The sequence below is a fragment of the Flavobacterium sp. genome, from assembly GCF_040383245.1.
Lineage (GTDB): Bacteria > Bacteroidota > Bacteroidia > Flavobacteriales > Flavobacteriaceae > Flavobacterium.
This window is the reverse complement of record NZ_JBEIDX010000014.1, coordinates 1-22,891: the sequence shown is the minus strand read 5'-3', so window position 1 is coordinate 22,891 and position 22,891 is coordinate 1. Positions and strand designations below refer to the sequence as shown.

The window sequence follows — 22,891 nt, the reverse complement described above, 5'->3', positions numbered from 1 at the left end:
ATTAATTTATGGAAGATAATTTTGCTCATGACAATTTACCTAATCAAAAATTACAACCTGATTATCTATTCACCGATTTGCCTCAATTTCAACATCCTGAAACACTGAATTGTGTTGATAAATTGCTTGATAAACATATTGAAGAAGGTCGCGGAAACAACATTTGCATTAGAACCTTTGACACTGTTTGGACCTATCAGGATTTGTATGAAAAAGCAAATCAAATTGCACATGTTTTAGTTGAAGATTTAAATTTTAAATCAGGTAATCGTGTCTTAATTCGCTCTGCAAATAACCCAATGATGGTCGCTTGTTGGTTTGCAATATTGAAAGCAGGTGGCGTTGTTGTTGCAACCATGCCGCTACTTAGAGATAAAGAATTGACTACAATTATTGACTGCGCTCAAATATCTCATGCCTTTTGCGACAAGGAATTGGAAGAGGAAATGGTTTTGGTAAAATCGGATTATTTGAAACAAATTTGCATCTATGGAAATTCCCAATTAGAGCAATTAATGAAAGACAAACCAAAAACATTTTCAAATTTTCAAACTAAAAACGATAGCGTTGCCCTAATCGGATTTACTTCTGGAACAACTGGCTTACCAAAAATGACCTCGCATTTCCATAAAGATATTTTAAATATTTGTGAATGCTTTCCAACCTATTCCTTACAACCAACTCCAAATGATATTTTCACCGGAAGTCCTCCAATTGGTTTTACCTTTGGCTTAGGTGGATTGGTTTTGTTTCCGATGTATTTTGGTGCTTCTACTTTTTTAATTGAAAAACCAAGTCCAGATGTTTTATTAAAAGCAATTCAGGAACATAAAATCACCATTTGCTTTACTGCTCCAACTGCTTGGCGAATCATCACAACCAAAGTAAAAGAATACGACATTTCGAGTTTGCGAAAATGTGTATCGGCTGGAGAAACTTTACCAATAAAAGTTTGGCAAGATTGGTACGATGCCACTGGATTGAAAATAATTGATGGTATTGGAGCTACAGAAATGCTGCATATTTTCATTTCTTCCAATGAAGAAAACATGAAACCTGGGGCTACCGGATTGCCAATTACCGGTTATGAAGCCAAAATAATTGACCTAAACGGAAACGAAGTTCCTGCTAACGAACCTGGAAGATTAGCCGTAAGGGGAATTACCGGCTGTAAATACCTAAATCGCGAAGACAAACAAAAAGACTATGTCGAAAAGGGCTGGAATATTACGGGAGATATATTCCGAAAAGATGAAGAAGGTTACCTTTGGTTTGTGGCTCGTGGAGATGATATGATCATTTCTTCAGGATACAATATTGCAGCAATTGAAGTAGAAAGCGTACTTTTGACTCACGAGGATATTCTAGAATGTGCTGTTGTGGGTTTACCCGATGAAGAACGCGGAATGTTAGTTTGCGCACACATTGTTTTGAAAGACAAAAAAAAGGCTTCTGATGCAATGAAAAACAGAATACAGCATTGGTTTAAAGAAGTGGCTGCGCCCTACAAATATCCGAGAGTAATTAATTTTACTGAGGCTTTGCCAAAAACTGAAACCGGAAAAATACAACGATTTAAATTAAAGTAAGATGAACCAACCTTTTGTAAAACAAGAAAAAATTCGTTTTCAGCATGTAGATTATGCCGGAATAGTATTCTATCCTAGATTTCTAGAAATGCTGAATTGCTTAGTCGAAGATTGGTTTGAAGAAGCACTTGGAAGACCATTTTCTCAAATGCACGAAACCAATGGTATTCCAACCGTTGATTTGAAAGTGCAATTCAAAAAAGCTGCTCGCTTAGGAGAAATCTTAACTAAGAAGTTATGGGTTAAAAATTTAGGTGGTGCATCCATTCTTTGCGGATTTTCATTTGAAGACGCACAAGGATCAGTTTGTTTAGAAGGCGAAGTTACTTTAGTAAATGTGACTATCAACGACGATAGAAAAGACATTAAAGCAACTCCGTTTAACGAAGAAATGAAACTTAAAATTGCTACTTTTATTATTTAATATTTACATATAAAATGGATTTCAAAAAATTTAAAGCCGCTACCGTTCAAACAGCACCAGTTTTTTTAAATGTAGAAAAAACAATTGATAAAGCAATTAATTTTATTAAGGAAGCAAGTGCAAATGGTGCGCAATTAATAGCGTTTCCCGAAGTATTTGTAGCAGGTTATCCGTATTGGAATTGGATTATGACTCCTATTCAAGGAAGCAAATGGTACGAAGAATTATACAAAAATTCGGTTGCAGTTACTGACGAATCAATGAAACCATTATTTCAAGCTGCAAAAGAAAACAACATTCATATTGTTATCGGAATTAATGAAAGAGGAGACAGTTATGGCGAAATATACAATACCAATTTAATTATTGACAACAACGGAAATCTAATTGGTAAACACCGAAAATTAGTACCAACATGGGCAGAAAAACTAACCTGGACTTCAGGTGATGGATCATCATTAAAAGTTTATAATACTGAAATTGGTCCAATTGGAACCTTAGCTTGTGGCGAAAACACTAATACTTTAGCCCGTTTTACTTTGTTATCGCAAGGCGAATTAATTCATATTGCTAATTACATTTCGTTGCCTGTTGCCCCACCCGATTATGACATGGCTGAAGCCATTAAAATTCGAGCGGCAGCACATTCATTTGAAGGAAAATTATTTACAATCGTTTCTTGTTCTACAATATCGCAAGAAATAAAAGATGCTTTAAGAGCAGATGTTCCAAATGTAGATGAATTATTGACTAGAAAAAGCTCTGCTTTCTCTGGATTTATTGGTCCGAATGGTGCTGTAATTGGAACTCCGTTAATTGATCAAGAAGGAATGATTTATGCCGATATTGATTTGGAAAAATGCATTCAACCGAAACAAATGCACGATATATTAGGGCATTACAACCGATTTGATATTTTTGATTTAAGAGTGAACACTGCTCCTACAAGAAAGATAACTTTTATCGACAATCACGAAGAATTTAATAAGAATTAGCATGGACGCAAAACATTCAGACGACCAAATAGGAAGAGCTCGAGTTCAGGATTCGCCAGAATTAGAAGCCTATTATAAAGAATTAGAAACTCTTGGTGCAGGTGCTTTATGGACCGTTGCCAATGATATTGAACCTTGGGAACCTCGATCTACATCCGTTCCAATGTTATGGAAATACGATGATTTAAGAGCTTTAGTTTTAAAATCCTCCGAATTAGTAACTCCAGAACAAGCAGGTCGTCGCGTGGTTTATTTAGTAAATGACAAACGTAAAGATGTTTCGGCAGCTGTGGGTTGGTTATATACCGGAATTCAAGTTACTCGACCAGGGGAAAGCACTTCGGCGCATCGCCATCGTGCTTCTGCGTTGCGTTTCATCATGGAAGGCAGCAAAGGATATACCGTAGTAGATGGTAATAAAATCATGCTAGAAGTCAACGACTTTGTGATTACACCAAATTCATCTTGGCACGAACACGGAGTTGAAGCAGATGGCCAAACTTGTATTTGGCAAGATGGCTTGGATATTCCTTTAGTTAATGCATTAGAAGCTAATGATTATGCGGTTTATGATGGCAAACAACCATTAACAGCACCAATTAATCACTCTCCTTTGACTTATGGCGGAGCAGGATTAATTCCTGCCGACAAAACTTGGGACAAACCCTATTCTCCTTTGTTTAAATACTCTTGGACCACTGTTTATCCAACCATGTTGGAAGTGGCTAAAGTTAATGAAGTCAATCCGTTTGACGGTATATTAATGCAGTATTCCAATCCATTAACAGGTGGACATGTGATGCAAACCATGGGCGCAGCCATACAATTGTTACCGGCAGGATTTAAAGGAAAAGCACACAAACATACAGGGTCTATTGTATACCAATGTGCTAAAGGAAAAGGATATTCCATCATCAATGGAAAACGTTTCGATTGGAAGGAACGCGATATTTTCTGCGTTCCCTCTTGGGCTTGGCATGAGCACCATAACCTATCTGAAAACGAAGATGCTTGCTTATTTCAATTCAACGATTTACCTGTAATTGAAGGATTGGGGTTATTTCAAGGAAGAGACTATTTAGAAAATAATGGAAACCAATTGATTAACGAATAATGAATAAATTAAAATTAATTAATGCTTTTATTGGACCTATTGGTTTTATTATATTGGGAGCCAATTTAGTTCAAAAACATGATAAATTGGCAGTTATTATTGGATATGTAAATATTTGCTTTTGGTCCGTATTATTGCTATTTGCGTTTTATAAATTAATTAAAAAAAATAAAGCTTAGTTCCTTAGAAACTTAAAAAAAATGAAACTACTTACTTACAAAACAGCCGACACCGAACCTCGTTTAGGATTTATTCACAACAACCAAGTAATCGACATGGAAGATTTTGGAGAAATATCCAATTTTCCATTACCAAACGATATGTTGGATTTAATTGACCTTGGATTTGAAATCATTCAAGAAATCACCGAAATGGTGAACGAAACTCCAGAAAATTTCTTTGAAGAAATTTCATATGAAATGAATGAAGTTACTATCCTCGCTCCGATTGAAAAACCGAGAAAGAACATCATCGGAATTGGATTGAACTACACAGAACACGTTGCCGAAAGCGCAAGAACATTGGATACTACTGGTAAATTACCTCAAAAACCAATTATCTTTTCGAAACCGCCAACAACAGTTACAGCGACAAATACCAACATTATTAAAAACACCAAACTAACTTCACAATTAGACTGGGAAGTAGAATTGGCAGTAGTTATTGGTAAAAAAGGAAAATTTGTATCGAATGCTGATGCAATGGATTTTGTTTTTGGATATACCGTTATCAACGATATTTCTGCAAGAGATTGCCGTCGTGAAGGCCAATGGATTGTTTCTAAAGGACAAGATACTTTTGCGCCAATGGGACCTTATTTAGTAACCAAAGATGAGATTGAAAATCCGCACAACTTGAATTTATCTTTAAAAGTAAACGGAGTTGAAAAACAAAATTCGAATACCCAATTCTTATTGTTCAATATCAATGATTTAATTGAGGATTTGAGTATTGTATTTACTCTTGAACCAGGTGATATTATTGCAACCGGAACACCATCAGGAGTTGGTGCCGGTAGAGATCCTCAAGAATGGATGTACGATGGTGATATTGTGGAAGCCACTGTGGAAGGAATTGGAACAATAGTAAATACGATTAAGGAAATATAAGAGAGAATGCTTCGTGCCTCGCAATGACAATATGAGAAAATACAGAATAGGACAAATAGTTCCGTCTTCCAATGTGACGATGGAAACCGAAATACCAGCGATATTTAGAGCAAGAGAAACCATTTTGCCAGAACGTTTTACTTTTCATAGCAGTAGAATGCGCATGAAGAAAGTAACCAAAGAAGAATTAGAAGCCATGGATGCCATGAGTTTAAAATGTGCCCAAGAACTTTCGGATGCACATGTAGATGTTATGGGATATGCCTGTTTGGTTGCCATTATGAGCATGGGACGCGGTTATCATTGCGTTTCTGAAGTGAATTTACATCAAGAAACTGTTGCCAATGACTTCCCTACTCCTATTGTAACTTCGGCTGGTGCATTAATCAATGGATTAAAAGTTTTAGGTGCCAAACAAATTTCTATAATTACGCCTTATATGCGACCATTAACCGATATGGTTGTCGATTATATAGAAAACCAAGGGATCAAAGTTAAACAAAGTATCGCCTTAGAAATTCCAGATAACCTAGAAGTTGCAGCTCAAAACCCAATGAATTTATTGGAAATATACAAGCAATTGGATTTAACTGATGTGGATGTTTTAGTGGCTTCGGCTTGTGTACAAATGCCTTCTTTAGAAGCAATTGATTTGATTCAAGCAGAATGTGGAATTCCGGTTACTTCAGCTGCAGTTTGTACTACTTATGAAATGATGAAAAAGATTGGTATCGAAGCTAAATCGAGTATTGGGGGAGAATTATTAAACGGAAAGTATTGAACTTCAAAGTTGCTCAATTGAGCTTTTAGTTTTTTTTGTTTTTCTATAATTCTCGGGAGAAGTGTGGCATATTTTCTTGAATACATGCCCAAAGTTGGAATAATTTACAAACCCTAAATCAAAAGCAATTTCATTTATTGGTTGATCGGTCTCTTCGATTAATGCTTTCGCTATTTCCATTTTATGAAATAAAATATATTGATAAGGTGTATTTCCAATGATACTATGGAAAATTCGAATAAAATGATGCTTTTTCCATTTAGTTAAATTTGTTAATTCATCAATATCAATTTTTTCATAAATATTGTCGTTGATGTAATTAATTACATGTCGAATTCGGTAAGGTACATCTTCAATAACTTTCTTATCGGTTTTTAATAGATCTAAATGTTTATGCGAGTAATTGTATAGAATAATTTTTACTAAAGCATTCAATTCAGTCCTTCGAACTGGCTTAATCAAAAAACCATAGGGACGAGTTACCTTAATTTGTTCTAATGTTATATTATCTGCAGAAGAAGAAATATACATAAAGGGAATTAAATCGGCATTTAAAAGATATTTACCAATTTCAGTTGAACTAATTTTTCCTTTAATATCATTATCAATTAAAACCAATTGGGGATTTATAGTCTCAATTTGCTGCAAAATTGAATCTGCAATTACTAAATTTATGATAACTTCATAACCTTCGTTTTCTAAAATAGATTGAATATTTTGAGATAACAATAACTCCGAACCAACAATAAGGATTCTATTTCTATTCATAGTTTTTTACTTTCTCAATTATATTCAATTTTGAATTATATATTTAATTTACGAATAGATTCTTTACAAACTCTAATAATAATGAATTAATTCATCTTTTTACAAACATAGAATTAATGCTAAAACATTATTATTTACCATTTTTACTTTCAATTAATAATACCTCAATAAAACACACTTTAAAATTTATTATTTTCAAATATTTAACATTTTGTAAGTGTAAACAAAATTTATCAAGTATGTATAATTTTCCTACAAAATAATTATATATAAATAGGTTGTTCTGTATTATAATTGACCTAAATAATTGATAATTGACTTAATGAATAATTTTTTTCTGAATTATATAAATAAATCTTAATTTATTATGCGTGCATAATAAATTATTGTATATTTGATTTTGAATTTAGAAATCATGAAAGAAAAAACCATTGATTACATGCTTCGAGCAACCTGGCAAGCCGTTTCTAGGATGTATAATGAAGAAGCTTCAAAGTATGATGGTTCGATGGCAATAGGATTTGCTTTACTTAGTATTGACAAAGAAGAGGGCACTCCATCAACCAATATTAGCAACCGAATGGGAATGGAGCCTACTTCATTAACTAGAACACTTAAAACTTTAGAAGAAAAAGGCTTGATAATTCGTAAGAAAAATCCAGATGATGGCAGAGGGGTTTTAATATACTTAACGGAATTAGGTAAAGAAAAAAGAGAATTATCAAAAGCAACTGTTTTGAAATTTAATGAAGCCATTCGAAAAAACCTTACAGAAGAAAAACTAAATCATTTCATGGAGGTTTCAGAAACCATAAACGATTTGATCACAGAGAAAAAAATATTTTGAACTACATTCAAATAAAAAAATGAAAAGAATAATTAAAAAAGTAGCAGTTGTTGGGTCTGGAATTATGGGATCTGGAATTGCATGTCATTTCGCTAACATTGGAGTTGAGGTATTATTATTGGATATTATTCCCAATGCACTTACTGAAGCTGAAGAAAAGAAAGGATTGACTTTAGAAAGTAAGGCTGTTCGTAATAGAATGGTAAACGACCATTTGGCGAATGCTTTAAAATCGAATCCCTCTCCTATTTATAGTCAGAAATTTGCAAACAGAATAACAACTGGAAACACAACCGATAACCTTTCTGAAATAGCCACTTGCGATTGGATTATTGAAGTTGTTGTGGAGCGATTGGATATCAAAAAACAAGTTTTCGAACAAATTGATAAATTCCGTAAACCCGGAACTTTAATAACTTCCAATACTTCTGGAATTCCGATTAAGTATATGAGTGAAGGCAGAAGCGATGATTTTCAGGCGCATTTTTGTGGAACACATTTCTTCAATCCTGCGCGTTATTTGAAATTGTTCGAGATCATTCCTGGACCTAAAACTTCGCCTGATGTTTTAGATTTCCTGTCAAATTATGGTTCCCAATTTCTTGGAAAGACATCGGTAATTGCCAAAGATACTCCAGCATTCATTGGAAACCGTATTGGAATTTTCGGAATTCAGAGTTTATTTCATTTGGTAAAAGAAATGGGATTAACTATTGAAGAAGTGGATAAACTTACTGGTCCTGTTATTGGTAGACCAAAATCGGCTACATTTAGAACAGTCGATGTGGTTGGATTGGATACTTTAGTTCATGTAGCTAATGGCTTATATGAAGGTTGCCCAAATGATGAAGCGCATGATTTATTTAAACTTCCAGATTTTATTTCCAAAATGATGGAAAATAAATGGCTGGGAAGCAAATCCGGACAAGGATTCTATAAAAAAGTTGGGAAAGAAATTCTATCATTAGATTTAAATACATTAGAATACCGAGCTGCTAAAAAAGCTTCCTTTGCTACATTAGAATTAACTAAAACTATTGAAAAACCTATTGATCGTTTCAAAGTATTAGTAAAAGGAAAAGACAAAGCAGGAGATTTTTACAGAAAAAGTTTTGCAGCGATGTTTGCCTATTGTTCGAATAGAATTCCTGAAATCTCAGACGATTTTTACAAAATTGACGATGCCATGAAAGCCGGTTTCGGCTGGGAAAACGGACCCTTTGAAATTTGGGATGCCATTGGTGTTGAAAATGCCATCGAATTAATGAAAGCTGAAGGATATACTCCTGCTAGTTGGGTGAATGACATGCTAGCTTCTGGAAATTCAACTTTTTATTCGGTAAAAGACGGAGCCACACATTATTATAATAACACCAGTAAATCTCAAGAAAAAATCCCAGGTCAAGATGCCTTTATTATTCTAGACAATATTCGCGAGAGCCATAAAGTTTGGGGTAATTCGGATGCTAGTATTATTGATTTAGGCGATGGAATTTTGAATTTAGAATTTCATTCAAAAATGAACACCATTGGCGGAGGCGTATTAGCAGGAATTAACAAAGCAATTGACTTAGCCGAAAAAGAATACCGCGGATTAGTTATTGGAAACCAAGGAGCCAATTTTACGGTTGGTGCGAATATTGGAATGATCTTCATGATGGCTGTCGAACAAGAATACGACGAGTTAAATATGGCAATTAAATATTTTCAAGACACCATGATGCGCGTGCGCTACTCCTCTATTCCGGTTATTGTTGCGCCACACGGAATGACTTTAGGTGGTGGATGCGAAATGAGCATGCATGCCGATCGTGTGGTTGCTGCAGCAGAAACTTACATTGGTTTGGTTGAATTTGGAGTTGGTGTTATTCCTGGTGGCGGTGGATCTAAAGAAATGGCCTTGCGTGCATCGGATTTATTTCATAAAAATGATGTAGAATTAAATGTACTTCAAGAATATTTTCTAACTATTGGAATGGCTAAAGTAGCTACATCTGCATACGAAGGATTTGATATTGGTGTTTTACAGAAAGGAAAAGACATTGTTGTGGTGAATAAAGACCGTCAAATTGCAGTAGCAAAACAAGTTGCCTTGCAAATGGCAGATCAAGGTTATACGCAGCCTATTCGCAGAACAGATATTAAAGTATTAGGAAAACAAGCACTTGGAATGTTCTTAGTTGGAACCAATCAAATGGTTGCTGGAAAATACATATCCGAACACGATTTAAAAATTGCCAATAAACTAGCCTATGTTATGGCTGGAGGTGATTTATCAGAACCAACTCTAGTAAGTGAACAATATTTATTAGATATCGAAAGAGAGGCCTTTTTATCCCTTTGTGCTGAAAGAAAAACATTGGAACGAATTCAGTTTATGTTAACTAAAGGAAAACCGTTGAGAAATTAGTATCAAGACTTTTGTATTAAGTATCAAGACTTTTGTATTAAGTATTAAGACTAATGGACAAAGGTTTTAAAATATAAAAAGATAATTAAACATGATTGGTAGTCTTGATACTTAATACTCCAATCTTAATACAATACAGAATATGCACAATTATGAAAAACTTAAAATATGGCAAAAGGCAATGGATGTAGCGGTTTCAGTTTATGAAGTTACTTTATTGTTACCAAATGATGAAAAATTTAATTTAATACACCAAATAAAAAAGTGTGCAGTTTCAATACCTTCAAACATTGCAGAAGGATCAGGTAGAAATCATAATAAAGAATTTATTCAATTTTTAGGAATTGCAAATGGATCTACATTTGAATTAATAACACAATTAATACTAGCAAAAAGATTAAATCTTGTAACTGAAGAAATAATACAACCTATTATAAGTCAACTAGTAGAAGTTTCAAATATGAATTTCTCCATTCAAAAAAAATTAAAAACAACATAAAAAAAATTAGAAAGTCTTAATTCTTAATACTAAAAAAGTCTTAATACTTAATACTCTATTCTTAATACTAAAATTTATGAAAACAGCCTATATAGTAAAAGCTTATAGAACAGCAGTTGGAAAAGCTCCAAAAGGGGTATTTCGATTTAAGCGTCCCGATGAATTGGCAGCTGAAACCATCCAATTTATGATGAAGGATTTACCTGATTTTGATAAAACTCGAATTGACGATGTAATGGTTGGCAACGCAATGCCAGAAGCCGAACAAGGATTGAATGTGGGTCGTTTAATTTCCCTAATGGGATTAAAAGTTACTGATGTTCCTGGGGTAACCGTAAACAGGTATTGTGCTTCTGGTTTAGAAACTATCGGAATGGCAACAGCTAAAATTCAGAGTGGCATGGCCGATTGTATTATTGCAGGTGGTGCCGAAAGCATGAGTTTTATTCCGATGGGGGGTTATAAACCAACTCCAGATTATGCTATTGCAAAAGAAGGGCACGAAGATTATTACTGGGGAATGGGTTTAACTGCAGAAGCTGTAGCAAAACAATTTTCTATATCTCGAGATGATCAAGATGAATTTTCCTTCAACTCACACCAAAAAGCCTTAAAAGCGCAAGCTGAGGGTAAATTTGATAATCAAATTGTTCCGATAACTGTAGAACAAACATTTATCAATGAAAATGGTAAAAAAGAAACCAAATCGTATGTTGTTTCAAAAGATGAAGGTCCGAGAGCCGATACCAATATTGAAGCATTAGGTAAATTGAAACCCGTATTTGCTGCCGATGGTAGTGTAACCGCAGGAAATTCCTCACAAATGAGTGACGGTGCAGCTTTTGTTCTCATTATGAGTGAAGAAATGGTAAAAGAATTGGGCGTAACCCCTATCGCTCGCTTGGTAAACTTTGCTTCTGCTGGAGTGGAACCAAGAATTATGGGAATCGGTCCGGTTAAAGCAATTCCGAAAGCATTAAAGCAAGCAGGTCTAACATTAGATGATATTGATTTAATTGAATTAAACGAAGCTTTTGCATCGCAATCATTAGCTGTCATAAGAGAATTAGGATTAAATCCAGATATCGTAAATGTAAATGGTGGCGCCATTGCATTAGGACATCCACTTGGTTGTACCGGTGCTAAATTATCAGTACAATTATTTGAAGAAATGCGATTAAGAAAAAGCAAATACGGAATAGTTAGCATGTGCGTTGGAACCGGACAAGGTTGCGCTGGTGTATATGAGTTACTATAATTAATAAATTCAAAATATAAATACCATGAGCGAAATAACAAGAGGTGGACAATTTTTGGTTAAAGAAACCAAATGTGAGGATGTTTTTACACCAGAAGATTTTTCGGAAGAACAATTAATGATGCGCGATTCGGTTAAAGAATTTGTGGAAAAAGAAATTTGGCCATTCAAAAACCGATTCGAGAGCAAGGACTTTAAATTTACCGAAGAGGTAATGAAAAAAGCCGGTGAAATGGGATTTTTAAGTGTTGCTGTTCCAGAAAATTATGGCGGAATGGGAATGGGATTTGTAGATACCTGCTTGGTATGTGATTATATTTCGGGGGCAACAGGATCTTTTTCGACAGCTTTTGGCGCCCACACCGGAATTGGTACTATGCCAATTACCTTATACGGAACCGAGGAGCAAAAGCAAAAATACGTTCCGAAATTGGCGTCAGGAGAATGGTTTGGTGCTTATTGTTTAACAGAACCTGGCGCAGGAAGTGACGCCAATTCAGGAAAAACGAAAGCAGTTTTATCAGAAGATGGAACACATTATAAAATTACCGGACAAAAAATGTGGATTTCCAATGCCGGATTTTGTTCGCTATTTATAGTTTTTGCAAAAATTGATGACGATAAAAACATTACTGGTTTTATTGTAGAAAATGATACAACTAATGGAATTTCATTTGGAGAAGAAGAACATAAATTAGGAATTAGGGCCTCCTCTACCCGACAAGTTTTCTTTAATGAAACAAAAGTCCCAGTTGAAAATATGCTTTCCGAAAGAAGAAACGGATTTAAAATTGCAATGAATGCCTTGAATGTTGGCCGTATCAAATTGGCTGCAGCCTGTTTGGATGCCCAACGAAGAGTAACAACTAATGCCGTTCATTATGCCAATGAACGAGTTCAATTCAACACCCCAATTTCACAATTTGGAGCAATTCGTTATAAATTAGCCGAAATGGCAACTTCAGCTTATGCTGGAGAAAGCGCCACGTATCGTGCAGCAAAATCGATTGAAGATCGAATTAATGCTCGTGTTGCAGAAGGCACTTCACACCAAGAAGCAGAATTAAAAGGAGTTGAGGAATTTGCCATTGAATGTTCGATTTTAAAAGTTGCCGTTTCGGAAGATGTACAAAATTGTGCCGATGAAGGAATTCAAATTTATGGCGGAATGGGATTTTCGGAAGACACTCCAATGGAAAGTGCTTGGCGTGATGCTCGTATTGCTCGAATCTATGAAGGTACTAACGAAATTAACCGAATGCTTTCTGTAGGAATGCTAATTAAAAAAGCCATGAAAGGCCATGTTGATTTGCTTGGACCTGCCATGAAAGTACAAGAAGAATTAATGGGAATTCCTTCATTTGAAACACCCGATTATTCTGAATTATTCTCTGAAGAAAAAGAAATGATTGCTAAACTGAAGAATGCATTTCTAATGGTTGCAGGTGCTGCGGTTCAAAAATTTGGAATGGATTTAGATTCGCACCAACAGTTATTAATGGCTGCTGCAGATATGTTAATTGAAATCTACATGGCAGAAAGTACGCTCCTTCGCACTGAAAAATTAGCCAAAAAAGGAGGAGAAGCAAAAGTGGAAGAACAAATAGCAATGGCAAAACTATATCTATACAAAGCTGTTGATATTGTAGCATTACGTGGTAAAGAAAGCATTATTTCATTTGCCGAAGGCGATGAACAGAGAATGATGTTAATGGGATTAAGAAGATTTACCAAGTACACAAACATGCCAAATGTTGTAGCTTTGAGAGAAACAATTACCAATAAATTAGTTGCAGAAAACGAGTATTGCTTTTAAGTAAATATTAAAGTAAAAATATTTTTTTATCGTTAACTTTGATAAAAATAAATACTATGAAAAAATTACTTATTCTAACTTTAGCATCAATTGCAATTTTTGTTGCATGCAAATCGGGTAATTCTAGCAAAGCAAATGCTTTAACCATAACATTAGAACCAAAAAGCGGAAGCACAGTTACTGGAACTGCTACTTTCAAAGAAAAAAATGGTGTTGTTTCTTTTGAAGCAAAATTATCTGGATTAAAACCAGGAGTTCATGCAATTCATATTCATGAAAAAGCGGATTGTTCGACGGGAGATGCTTCATCTGCTGGCGGACATTGGAATCCTATGCATGTTAAACATGGAAATTGGACTGATGCAGAACACCATAAAGGAGATATTGGAAACTTTACTGCAGATGAAAATGGCAACGGAACTATCACCCTAAAAACTGAGGATTGGTGCATTGGTTGTGGCGATACAAACAAGGATATTCTAGGAAAAGGTTTAATAGTTCACGATAAACCTGACGATTTTGTAACACAACCAACAGGAAATGCGGGAGCTCGAGTAGCTTGCTCAGGAATAATAAAATAGTCGTTACTATTTCTTTATCAAATCGTTATTTATTAATTTAGATAACGATTTTTTGTTTAAAATTATTCTAGATTTGTAATTCAAATTTATTTTATGATTAACCCTTCGGCAAATGGTTGGATAGATAAATACTTCTTGGAGCAATCCAATACCAAATCTATTTTAGAAACCGATATATTGGGTTTTTATAAAAACATTCGTTCAACAGGTTTCATTTACGGACATATAGTAAGCTTAAATAATAATTCCGAAGTTTCAATTGCACAATGGAATTTGGAAGAAGTTTCAAAAATTGCATTAATAAATACTTTATTTGAAACTTATTTTTTTACAACTAAAAGTAACAACCAAAATGATTTTATTACTAAAACCGTAAGCTTTTATCAGAAAATTACACCAATTGGATTTGGATTTTTTGAAAAAATATTACCTACTTCAGATAGTCATAAATTAGAAGGTATTATTGAAGAAAGAGTACAAACTAATAAAGACATCATTAGCCGGAACTTTTCTCATATTATGACTAATGCTTTATTATTTGTAGATATTTTGGCATATAGACATTATTTGATTGCAGGCGAAGTACCTGATAAGTATTTTAAAAAAACTGAAGAAGCTATTATTAGTTTTGTTTCATTGGCATTACAAATAAAAACTGTAAAAACTTCAAATGATGATTTACTTATAAAACTATTTGAATCATCTTTACGATACACTAAGTTTTCACAAGTTAATATACAAAACCTAGATGGGCTTTCACTTGATTATTTCAAAGATGATTTAGAAAAGTATTACCTTCTAGATTTAGCAGGATTAACAGTATGGAAGGATGGAAAATTAGATAATGAAGAATCCTATTTTCTATTTAAAATAGCAGAAACACTAAAATTATCTGACGCAATAACTCAAGAATCAATTGATAGTATTAGCCAATTTATTGAAAAGTATAAATCGGAAATCCAATATTTTAATTATTCCAATCCAGTAAAGCATTTTTATGAGCATTCGACCTCAAGTGTGGAGCTGCTGATAAAACGAAACAAAAAAAGATTATCAAAAGAAATAGTTGAAAGTAAGGAATTAATGCAATTATTACTTCAATCAACTCAAAGAGAGTTGGATACTAACGAAAAAAAGAAAGTGAAAAAACAATTATTAGACATCTGCAAAAGCGTACCGTCCTTAACTATTTTTTTACTTCCTGGCGGGAGTTTATTACTCCCCCTTTTGATAAAATTTATCCCGCAAATATTACCTTCGGCTTTTAATGAAAATTTAGAAGACTAATAATTATTTATCCAAGAAAAATGATTATTTTTTATATCCTCGTTTTGTAAATTAACAAATTCCAAATAGGCTTTAGCAACTGGACTTAATTTTTTACCCTTTAACCAAATTAACCTCCAAGTTGAAATAATAGGTAAATTTTTTACAGGTATAATTTTTATATCTCCGTTTTCTAATTCATTTTTTAATCCAATAAGTGGCATTATTGAAATTCCTAATCCTGCAATTACGGATTGCTTTACCGCTTCATTTGAAGTAAGTTGAATTTTCATGTTAGGAATAATGTTAGATTTATCTAAGAAAGTTTCCATTGAAGTTCTTGTTGCAGAACCTAACTCTCTGTAAATTAAAGGTAGATTTGAAATATATTTTGATATTAATGTATCATTATTTATTTCAATAAACTTATTTCCGACTAAAAACAATTTATTATCCATTAATTGAATAGATTCTACAGCTATATCAGTGGGAAGAACAGACACTAACGCAAAATCAATTTCATTATTCTTTAGAGATTTTATTACTTTACTTTTATTGGTTACATCCATTTCAAGTTCAACCTCTGAATTTTTTTTCATAAATTCTGACAAATAATTAGGCATTACATATTTACCAGTTGAAACCACAGATAACTTTAACCTTCCTGATAATTGTCCTTTGAAAGCTTGAGTTTTATAATTAATTGCATAAACTTCATTAATTATATTATCTGCTGCCAGAGCAATTTCCTTTCCAAAATCGGTAACATATAATTTTCTTCCAAGAACTTCAGTAAGTGGAATTTCAAATTGATCTTGAAAATTTTTTAATTGAATAGAAACAGCAGGCTGAGAAAGATGAAGCTCTTCGGCAGCTTTAGTTATGCTCTTTGTTTGAGTTATTTTAAAAAATACTTGAAGTTGGTGAAGGGTATAATTCATAAAAATATTTTATATATATCATTACAAATATAAATAAAAATATATGATTAAAATGATAGAATTTTGTAAAAAAATTAATAGTCATGAAAAAAAATTATTTAATTCTATTATTAGGTTTTAGTTTAACAAACTGTGTTACAATTAAACCTGGAGAAGTTGGTTTAAAACAAAAACTTGGAAAATTATCAGATCAGATTTATTCTCAAGGTCCGGTATTTTTTAATCCATTTACTTCAAAAGTAGTTCGTACTTCAATTCAAACGAGAAATTTGGAATTAAGTTTAAATCTGCCAAGCAAAGAAGGACTTAGTATTACATCACAAATCTCAATTCTTTACAGATTAGAAAAAAACGAAGTAGTTAAAATTGTGAATAATTTAGGTCTTAATTATGAAGGAATAATTGCTAATGTATTCCGTTCTGCTTCAGCAGATATATGTTCTCAATACTACGCTAAGGATATGCATTCTGGAAAAAGATCAGAAATAGAAACTGATATTTTAAAAAGAATGTCTAATAACCTACTTGATAAAGGTATTGTAATTGAATCTGTGCTGATGAAAAGTATTCAACTTCCTCAAGGTCTATCGCAATCAATTGAAAGTAAACTTAGAGCTGAACAAGATGCCATGAGAATGGAGTTTGTATTGCAACAAGAAAAATTTGAGGCTGAAAGAAAAATAATTGAAGCTAAAGGAACAAGAGATTCACAAAAAATTCTATCAGAGGGTTTAAGTAGTGAAATAATCAAATTAAGAAGTATTGATGCTTTTAAAGAATTATCAAAATCACCAAACACTAAAATAATAGTCACTGATGGTAAATCGCCCTTAATGATAAATCAAGATTAATAAATTAAATATTACAATCACAAAAGAACATGAAAAACAACACCGAATTCAAACTTATTGATGGGGTATTTTCTTTAGAAGATGCTGATAGAGTATTAACAACATTAATAAATTACAAAATTGACTATCATAATAGAGAAGATTTTAGCAATCACATCCGATTTAATAAAGATATTGAACATTCAAAGAAACGAATTCAAGAACTTACAGAAACAAAAGATCAAATAAAAAATATTATAAATAATTCAAAATTAAGGGATCCTAAATTTATTATAAAAGGCAATATTACAATTGAGTTAGAATAATAAAATGTTTGAAAACAGAAAACTTCTTATTGCAACAAAACATCATAAGGAATTAGTAATTGCACCAATATTTTCTAAGGAATTTAAAAACTATTGTTTTACAAATGGGAAAATTGACACTGATATATTGGGCACATTCTCTGGTGAAATAGATCGTAAAGAGGATGTGATTTCAACATTAAGAGCCAAATGCATATTGGGAAATCAAGTTACTAAATGCGACTTGGTAATTGCAAGTGAAGGTTCATTTGGAACACATCCAACACTATTTTTTGCACAAGCAAATGAAGAATTAATAATGCTCAAAGATTTTAAAAATGATATTGAAATTGTAACACGAGAAATTAGTTTAGAAACCAACTTTTATGGAAAAATCATAATTGAAGAGCCTGATTTACTAGCATTTGCAGAACAAGTTAATTTTCCAAGTCATGCAATTATCTTAAAGTCTACAGAGCAGAATTTTTTAAAAATACACAAAGGAATAACAACAATGAAAGCTTTGCTAAAGCATTTTCATGAACTAAAAGAAGAATTTAATAGTGTTTATGCAGAGACGGACATGAGAGCAATGTATAATCCTACAAGAATGAAAGTGATTAAAAAGGTTACTAAAAAATTAGTTGATAAAATAAAAAGTAAATGCCCTAATTGTTTCTTGCCTGGTTTTGATATTCTTAAAGCTATTCCTGGTTTGCCCTGTGAAAATTGTGCTTTACCTACTCGATCTACATTAAGTTATTTATACAAATGTGAAAAATGTTGTTTTGAAAAAGAATTAATCTATCCTAAAGGAATAAAATTTGAAGATCCAACATTTTGTGATTATTGCAATCCGTAAAAAAATATGATACAAATTTCAACCGATATAAATAAGGCCAAACAAATTCTTGAAAACGAAGGTTTAGTAGCTATTCCAACTGAAACAGTATATGGCTTGGCTGGAAATATTTATAGCGAAAAAGCAATAAATAATATTTTTAAAACAAAAAACAGGCCTAAACATAATCCGTTAATTGTTCACATACATTCTGTAAATTTATTAAATAACATTACTAAAGAAATTCCTGAAAAAGCAAAAATATTAGCTGAAAAATTTTGGCCTGGTTCCATTACCCTCGTATTAAAGAAAAAAGATACTATTCCAAACAGCATAACAGCAGGAAAAGATACAGTAGCAGTTAGAGTCCCTGACCATCCTTTGACTTTAGAATTGTTAAAAAAACTTGATTTTCCATTAGCAGCACCTAGTGCAAATCCATTCGGTTCCATTAGTCCGACAACTTCGCAACATGTAGCTAATTATTTTAAGGATTCTCTAGAAATGGTTATTGAAGGTGGTGCTTGTAATAATGGTATTGAATCAACAATTGTTGGTTTTGAAAATGAAGAAGTCATTTTATATCGATTGGGCTCAATATCTGTAGAAGAAATTGAATCTGTTGTTGGTCCAATAAAAATTAAGAATAAAAATGACAAATCCCCAAATGCTCCAGGCATGTTATCTAGGCATTACGCTCCAAAGACGAAAACAATTTTAACACAAAATATTAAGGCTGAAATTAATAACTATCCTAATTCTAAAATTGGAGTTTTATTATTTAATGATTTGAATTTAAATGAAAATAATATCGAAAAAGAGATACTTTCAAATAATGGGAATCTTAAAGAAGCTTCCACCAAACTATATGCTGCAATGCATCGATTAGATAAAAAAGGATTAGACATTATTATTGCAGAAAAATTCCCCGAAAATGATTTGGGAAAATCAATTAACGACCGTTTAGAACGAGCAACAAAAAATTAAAACTATGAATTTAAATTTACTTATTGATAATTTAACCAATCCTGCCCTACTATTCTTTTTACTTGGAATAATAGCAGTAAAACTTAAAAGTGATTTAGAAATACCCCCCAATTCATCAAAATTTATTTCTCTTTATTTATTATTCTCAATTGGATTTAAAGGTGGACAAGAATTAGCGCATAGTCATTTTAACTTAGAAATAGTTTGGTCGGTTTTATTTGGAATTTTAATTGCTTTTGTAATCCCTATTTATTCCTATTTTATTCTCAGAAAAAAATTCAATGTTTATGATTCAGGCGCTATAGCTGCGGCTTATGGATCTGTAAGTGCAGTAACATTTGTAACAGCTGCCTCATTTTTAGAAATCCAACATATGAATTTTAGTGGTCACATGGTAGCCGTGATGGCATTAATGGAGGCTCCAGCAATTGTTGTAGGTGTTATTTTAATTAGATTATTTGACACAAAAAAAGAAATAAACACACCTATTTTATCAATAATTAAACACTCATTTACAAATGGAAGTGTGTTATTAATCTTAGGAAGTTTAATTATTGGATTACTTGCAAGTGACGAGCAAGCCATGGGAATAAAACCATTTACTAATGATTTATTTAAAGGATTTCTCGCAATTTTTCTTTTAGACATGGGAATTGTCAGCGGAAAAAAATTAGGAGATTTTTTAAAAAGTGGATGGTTTGCAGTTCTATTTGCTATAATTATTCCCTTAATTAATGGAAGTTTAGTTTCAATTGCAAGTCAACTAATTACAAATGATATTGGCAATAGATTTATGTTGTCAGTATTAGCGAGTAGCGCTTCATATATTGCAGTACCAGCAGCCATGAAAATTGCGGTACCAAAAGCAAATCCGGGATTATTTTTACCAATGACTTTGGCAATTACATTTCCATTTAATATTACATTAGGAATGCCTATTTACCTGACATTAATTGAGTTATTCAATTAATTTTTTTTGTTTTTGTTTTGAAAGACTACATTTAAAAAGTGTAGTCTTTCTATTTTAAACTAACTTGAAAATTTTAATTGGTATACTTCATCCAAATCTTCATTTGAACTCATATTAACACCTAAATCAGTAACATATCCAGAGTTTAAACCATAAGTCCAACCATGTAAAGTTAACTCTTGCCCATTTCGCCAAGCATTTTGAACTATGGATGTTTTAGCTAAATCAAATACTTGTTCTTGAGCATTTACTTCAACAAATTTATTGAATCGTTCCTCTTCGTCTTTGATTGTATCTAAATAATGTTCATGTAATCTATATACATCTTTTATGTGCCTAATCCAGTTATCTATCAATCCAATTGACTGATTACCCATTGCTGCTTTTACACCTCCACAACCATAATGACCGCATACTATAACATGTTTTACTTTTAAAACATTTACCGCATAATCTAATACACTCAACATGTTCATATCACTATGTATAACCATATTAGCAATGTTTCTGTGAACAAAAACTTCTCCAGGCTTTGCACCAATTATTTCATTAGCAGGAACTCTACTATCAGAACAACCTATCCACAACAAGGGAGGTTGTTGTCCTTTTGCCAAATCTTTAAAATATTCTGGATCAAGCGCTAACTGATTTTCAACCCACTTTTTATTATTGTCAAGAATTTTTTTGTAAAAATCACTACTCATCTTCAATATTAATTAAATATTATTTCCTTATTCTCAATAGTTTCCAACTTTCTTTTAAGCACATTATACTTTTGAACAATTGTGACTGTATTTTGATATCCTTCACTATTTTCAAGTTTGTATGCTTCTTTAAAGCCTACTAATTTAACATTAATATTTAAATCCTTGGATTTAATTTTTTTAAACTCTTTTATTAAATCCAAAACATCATGAGCAATATATACTGTAGCGCTGGCATTAATTACAACTTTTGAATTTTCAGGAATTTTATTTAAAGTATCTTTAATTGCAGATTTGTTTAAGAATGAAACTTCTTGAGCAAGATCTATATGAATAATATCCCCCTCATGATAATCTTCAACTTTAAAATTATAAGCCCTTTTTGAATTACCAATCAAAATAAATATAATATTTATTACTATTCCAAGTGCTACACCTTTTAGTAAATCAGTTGCAACAACCGCAATAAAAGTAAATATGAAAGGAATAAATTGGTATATTTTATCTTTCTCCCAAAAATGCTTTATTGTTTTTGGATTAGCCAATTTATAACCAACTAAAATTAATACTGCAGCTAAAGTTGCAAGTGGAATTTTATTTAATATTGAAGGGATAAAAATAACACTCACTAATAATAATAGCCCATGAATTATAGCAGACATTTTTGACTTTGCACCCGCAGCATTATTTGCAGAAGTTCTAACTGCAACTGATGTCATTGGTAAACCACCTAAAAGTGAACTAATGATATTTCCTATTCCTTGTGCTTTTAATTCAATATTGGTGTTTGTATATCTATTTTGTTTATCCATTCTATCGGCTGCTTCAATACATAAAAGTGTTTCTATTGAAGCTACGACAGCAATGGTTATTGCAATAATCCAAACTTTAGGATTTGTAATAAATGTAAAATCGGGATAAATAATAATATTTCTAAAATCTTCAAAGGTTTTTGGCACAGGTAAACTAACTAAATGCTCCTTTGCAACAACCAAATTACTGCCTGATTTAATAAAATATTCATTTAATACAATACTTACTATAACTGCAATTAAAGCTGGCGGAACTAATTTAATTTTCTTTAAAAACTCAATTTTATTCCACAGTATTAATATTGTTAAGGAAACTAAAGCAATAATTATTGAACCGAGTTGTATATGATTTAATACATGGAAAAGTTCAGAAAAAGAGTTTTGACCGTCTATTTGTAAAAAAGATTCGTCCCCCTCAAAATCTGGATCATATCCAAAAGCATGAGGAATTTGTTTTAAAATAATTATTACTCCAATCCCTGCAAGCATTCCTTCAATAACATTATTAGGGAAATAATTTGAAATGGTCCCCGCTTTAATAAAGCCTAATATTAATTGGAAAATTCCAGCTAGTAATACTGCCAATAAAAATGCATTAAATGACCCTAAGTCGGTAATTGCAGTAAATACAATTGCTGTTAAACCAGCTGCAGGACCAGAAACACTTAATTGTGATTGACTTAAAAAACCTACAATAACACCACCTACAATTCCGGAAATTATACCTGAAAAAAGCGGAGCTCCACTGGCTAATGCAATACCGAGACACAATGGCAAAGCCACAAGAAAAACAACTAAACCTGATCCAAAATCAGAATTAAGATTTGTAAAAAGATTATTTTTTTTTGTCATTACCTTGAATTAATTTACAGAATTATTATATAAAAAAAGAAAGAAACTTGAAAATATTAAATATAAAACAAAGGAAAAATAAAAATCTTTTGATACTAACTTAATAGTAAAATAATTAAAGAATCATTTTTCATAATGTAAATCTAAAATTAATAAAATATGATTGCACAATAAATTAAAAATAATATTAAC

Annotated in this window: 22 protein-coding genes; 18 read left to right on the top strand and 4 right to left on the bottom strand. The window is 32.3% G+C overall.

Annotated elements, in window-relative coordinates; all coding sequences use genetic code 11:
- The first annotated feature begins 8 nt into the window (after positions 1-8).
- The 6 genes from ABWO08_RS07240 to ABWO08_RS07215 all read left to right on the top strand — a co-directional run bounded on the left by ABWO08_RS07240 (position 9) and on the right by ABWO08_RS07215 (position 6,012).
- A complete protein-coding gene (locus tag ABWO08_RS07240; protein ID WP_353084726.1) occupies positions 9-1,589 on the top strand; it encodes an AMP-binding protein in 1,581 nt (526 codons plus the stop codon).
- A gap of 1 nt (position 1,590) precedes the next feature.
- Complete coding sequence (locus tag ABWO08_RS07235; protein ID WP_353084724.1) at positions 1,591-2,013, top strand: acyl-CoA thioesterase; 423 nt, start codon at positions 1,591-1,593, stop codon at positions 2,011-2,013.
- A 14-nt stretch (positions 2,014-2,027) separates the two neighbouring features.
- Positions 2,028-3,008 (top strand): carbon-nitrogen hydrolase family protein, encoded by a 981-nt coding sequence (locus ABWO08_RS07230; RefSeq protein WP_353084722.1) that lies wholly within the window; start codon positions 2,028-2,030, stop codon positions 3,006-3,008.
- A 1-nt stretch (position 3,009) separates the two neighbouring features.
- The gene (locus ABWO08_RS07225; RefSeq protein ID WP_353084721.1) at positions 3,010-4,122 is read left to right on the top strand and encodes a cupin domain-containing protein; all 1,113 of its coding nucleotides are present in this window, start codon (positions 3,010-3,012) and stop codon (positions 4,120-4,122) included.
- A gap of 200 nt (positions 4,123-4,322) precedes the next feature.
- Positions 4,323-5,231, top strand: a complete 909-nt coding sequence (locus ABWO08_RS07220; RefSeq protein ID WP_353084719.1) for a fumarylacetoacetate hydrolase family protein — start codon at positions 4,323-4,325, stop codon at positions 5,229-5,231.
- A 31-nt stretch (positions 5,232-5,262) separates the two neighbouring features.
- Entirely contained in the window at positions 5,263-6,012 is a 750-nt protein-coding gene (locus tag ABWO08_RS07215) for a maleate cis-trans isomerase family protein (RefSeq protein ID WP_353084717.1), read from the top strand.
- A 3-nt stretch (positions 6,013-6,015) separates the two neighbouring features.
- On the opposite strand, the gene ABWO08_RS07210 is transcribed toward ABWO08_RS07215, so the two are convergent.
- Positions 6,016-6,780 (bottom strand): response regulator transcription factor, encoded by a 765-nt coding sequence (locus ABWO08_RS07210; RefSeq protein WP_353084715.1) that lies wholly within the window; start codon positions 6,778-6,780, stop codon positions 6,016-6,018.
- 415 nt (positions 6,781-7,195) lie between these two features.
- Between ABWO08_RS07210 and ABWO08_RS07205 the strand changes: the two genes are divergently transcribed.
- The 7 genes from ABWO08_RS07205 to ABWO08_RS07175 all read left to right on the top strand — a co-directional run bounded on the left by ABWO08_RS07205 (position 7,196) and on the right by ABWO08_RS07175 (position 15,478).
- The gene (locus tag ABWO08_RS07205) at positions 7,196-7,627 is read left to right on the top strand and encodes a MarR family winged helix-turn-helix transcriptional regulator (RefSeq protein WP_353084713.1); all 432 of its coding nucleotides are present in this window, start codon (positions 7,196-7,198) and stop codon (positions 7,625-7,627) included.
- Between the two features lie 19 nt (positions 7,628-7,646).
- Positions 7,647-10,037, top strand: coding sequence for a 3-hydroxyacyl-CoA dehydrogenase/enoyl-CoA hydratase family protein (locus ABWO08_RS07200; protein ID WP_353084711.1), 2,391 nt, complete (start codon positions 7,647-7,649; stop codon positions 10,035-10,037).
- 142 nt (positions 10,038-10,179) lie between these two features.
- A complete protein-coding gene (locus ABWO08_RS07195; protein WP_353084709.1) occupies positions 10,180-10,536 on the top strand; it encodes a four helix bundle protein in 357 nt (118 codons plus the stop codon).
- A 76-nt stretch (positions 10,537-10,612) separates the two neighbouring features.
- Complete coding sequence (locus ABWO08_RS07190) at positions 10,613-11,794, top strand: acetyl-CoA C-acyltransferase (protein WP_353084708.1); 1,182 nt, start codon at positions 10,613-10,615, stop codon at positions 11,792-11,794.
- Positions 11,795-11,819: 25 nt separating this feature from the next.
- Entirely contained in the window at positions 11,820-13,610 is a 1,791-nt protein-coding gene (locus tag ABWO08_RS07185; protein ID WP_353084706.1) for an acyl-CoA dehydrogenase FadE, read from the top strand.
- A gap of 56 nt (positions 13,611-13,666) precedes the next feature.
- The gene (locus ABWO08_RS07180) at positions 13,667-14,191 is read left to right on the top strand and encodes a superoxide dismutase family protein (RefSeq protein WP_353084704.1); all 525 of its coding nucleotides are present in this window, start codon (positions 13,667-13,669) and stop codon (positions 14,189-14,191) included.
- A 93-nt stretch (positions 14,192-14,284) separates the two neighbouring features.
- Complete coding sequence (locus tag ABWO08_RS07175; RefSeq protein ID WP_353084702.1) at positions 14,285-15,478, top strand: LETM1-related biofilm-associated protein; 1,194 nt, start codon at positions 14,285-14,287, stop codon at positions 15,476-15,478.
- On the opposite strand, the gene ABWO08_RS07170 is transcribed toward ABWO08_RS07175, so the two are convergent.
- Positions 15,475-16,398, bottom strand: a complete 924-nt coding sequence (locus ABWO08_RS07170) for a LysR family transcriptional regulator (protein ID WP_353084701.1) — start codon at positions 16,396-16,398, stop codon at positions 15,475-15,477. The genes ABWO08_RS07175 and ABWO08_RS07170 overlap by 4 nt on opposite strands.
- 83 nt (positions 16,399-16,481) lie before the next feature.
- Between ABWO08_RS07170 and ABWO08_RS07165 the strand changes: the two genes are divergently transcribed.
- Genes ABWO08_RS07165 through ABWO08_RS07145 form a run of 5 tightly spaced genes read left to right on the top strand, consistent with a single transcriptional unit; the run spans position 16,482 to position 20,331 of the window.
- Positions 16,482-17,249 (top strand): prohibitin family protein, encoded by a 768-nt coding sequence (locus ABWO08_RS07165; RefSeq protein ID WP_353084699.1) that lies wholly within the window; start codon positions 16,482-16,484, stop codon positions 17,247-17,249.
- Between the two features lie 29 nt (positions 17,250-17,278).
- Positions 17,279-17,554 carry a hypothetical protein gene (locus ABWO08_RS07160; RefSeq protein WP_353084698.1) on the top strand — a complete coding sequence of 92 codons (276 nt, stop codon included), beginning with the start codon at positions 17,279-17,281 and terminating at the stop codon, positions 17,552-17,554.
- Between the two features lie 4 nt (positions 17,555-17,558).
- The gene (locus ABWO08_RS07155; protein WP_353084696.1) at positions 17,559-18,395 is read left to right on the top strand and encodes a DUF6671 family protein; all 837 of its coding nucleotides are present in this window, start codon (positions 17,559-17,561) and stop codon (positions 18,393-18,395) included.
- 6 nt (positions 18,396-18,401) lie between these two features.
- Entirely contained in the window at positions 18,402-19,361 is a 960-nt protein-coding gene (locus ABWO08_RS07150; protein ID WP_353084694.1) for an L-threonylcarbamoyladenylate synthase, read from the top strand.
- Positions 19,362-19,365: 4 nt separating this feature from the next.
- Positions 19,366-20,331 (top strand): sodium-dependent bicarbonate transport family permease, encoded by a 966-nt coding sequence (locus tag ABWO08_RS07145; RefSeq protein WP_353084692.1) that lies wholly within the window; start codon positions 19,366-19,368, stop codon positions 20,329-20,331.
- Between the two features lie 59 nt (positions 20,332-20,390).
- Here the strand turns inward: ABWO08_RS07145 and can are convergent, their stop codons facing one another.
- Together can and ABWO08_RS07135 are read right to left on the bottom strand one after the other, a co-directional pair.
- Positions 20,391-21,035 (bottom strand): carbonate dehydratase, encoded by a 645-nt coding sequence (can, locus tag ABWO08_RS07140; protein ID WP_353084690.1) that lies wholly within the window; start codon positions 21,033-21,035, stop codon positions 20,391-20,393.
- A gap of 8 nt (positions 21,036-21,043) precedes the next feature.
- Positions 21,044-22,699, bottom strand: coding sequence for a SulP family inorganic anion transporter (locus ABWO08_RS07135; RefSeq protein WP_353084688.1), 1,656 nt, complete (start codon positions 22,697-22,699; stop codon positions 21,044-21,046).
- Positions 22,700-22,891 lie beyond the last annotated feature (192 nt).

Coding starts and splice junctions, on each gene's coding strand:
- ABWO08_RS07160 (WP_353084698.1), top strand. CDS start 17,279: ATGAAAAACAACACCGAATTCAAACTTATTGATGGGGTATTTTCTTTA.
- ABWO08_RS07230 (WP_353084722.1), top strand. CDS start 2,028: ATGGATTTCAAAAAATTTAAAGCCGCTACCGTTCAAACAGCACCAGTT.
- ABWO08_RS07155 (WP_353084696.1), top strand. CDS start 17,559: ATGTTTGAAAACAGAAAACTTCTTATTGCAACAAAACATCATAAGGAA.
- ABWO08_RS07185 (WP_353084706.1), top strand. CDS start 11,820: ATGAGCGAAATAACAAGAGGTGGACAATTTTTGGTTAAAGAAACCAAA.
- ABWO08_RS07195 (WP_353084709.1), top strand. CDS start 10,180: ATGCACAATTATGAAAAACTTAAAATATGGCAAAAGGCAATGGATGTA.
- ABWO08_RS07240 (WP_353084726.1), top strand. CDS start 9: ATGGAAGATAATTTTGCTCATGACAATTTACCTAATCAAAAATTACAA.
- ABWO08_RS07200 (WP_353084711.1), top strand. CDS start 7,647: ATGAAAAGAATAATTAAAAAAGTAGCAGTTGTTGGGTCTGGAATTATG.
- ABWO08_RS07235 (WP_353084724.1), top strand. CDS start 1,591: ATGAACCAACCTTTTGTAAAACAAGAAAAAATTCGTTTTCAGCATGTA.
- ABWO08_RS07215 (WP_353084717.1), top strand. CDS start 5,263: ATGAGAAAATACAGAATAGGACAAATAGTTCCGTCTTCCAATGTGACG.
- ABWO08_RS07225 (WP_353084721.1), top strand. CDS start 3,010: ATGGACGCAAAACATTCAGACGACCAAATAGGAAGAGCTCGAGTTCAG.
- ABWO08_RS07170 (WP_353084701.1), bottom strand. CDS start 16,398: ATGAATTATACCCTTCACCAACTTCAAGTATTTTTTAAAATAACTCAA.
- ABWO08_RS07180 (WP_353084704.1), top strand. CDS start 13,667: ATGAAAAAATTACTTATTCTAACTTTAGCATCAATTGCAATTTTTGTT.
- ABWO08_RS07175 (WP_353084702.1), top strand. CDS start 14,285: ATGATTAACCCTTCGGCAAATGGTTGGATAGATAAATACTTCTTGGAG.
- ABWO08_RS07210 (WP_353084715.1), bottom strand. CDS start 6,780: ATGAATAGAAATAGAATCCTTATTGTTGGTTCGGAGTTATTGTTATCT.
- ABWO08_RS07135 (WP_353084688.1), bottom strand. CDS start 22,699: ATGACAAAAAAAAATAATCTTTTTACAAATCTTAATTCTGATTTTGGA.
- ABWO08_RS07145 (WP_353084692.1), top strand. CDS start 19,366: ATGAATTTAAATTTACTTATTGATAATTTAACCAATCCTGCCCTACTA.
- ABWO08_RS07190 (WP_353084708.1), top strand. CDS start 10,613: ATGAAAACAGCCTATATAGTAAAAGCTTATAGAACAGCAGTTGGAAAA.
- ABWO08_RS07220 (WP_353084719.1), top strand. CDS start 4,323: ATGAAACTACTTACTTACAAAACAGCCGACACCGAACCTCGTTTAGGA.
- ABWO08_RS07150 (WP_353084694.1), top strand. CDS start 18,402: ATGATACAAATTTCAACCGATATAAATAAGGCCAAACAAATTCTTGAA.
- ABWO08_RS07205 (WP_353084713.1), top strand. CDS start 7,196: ATGAAAGAAAAAACCATTGATTACATGCTTCGAGCAACCTGGCAAGCC.
- can (WP_353084690.1), bottom strand. CDS start 21,035: ATGAGTAGTGATTTTTACAAAAAAATTCTTGACAATAATAAAAAGTGG.
- ABWO08_RS07165 (WP_353084699.1), top strand. CDS start 16,482: ATGAAAAAAAATTATTTAATTCTATTATTAGGTTTTAGTTTAACAAAC.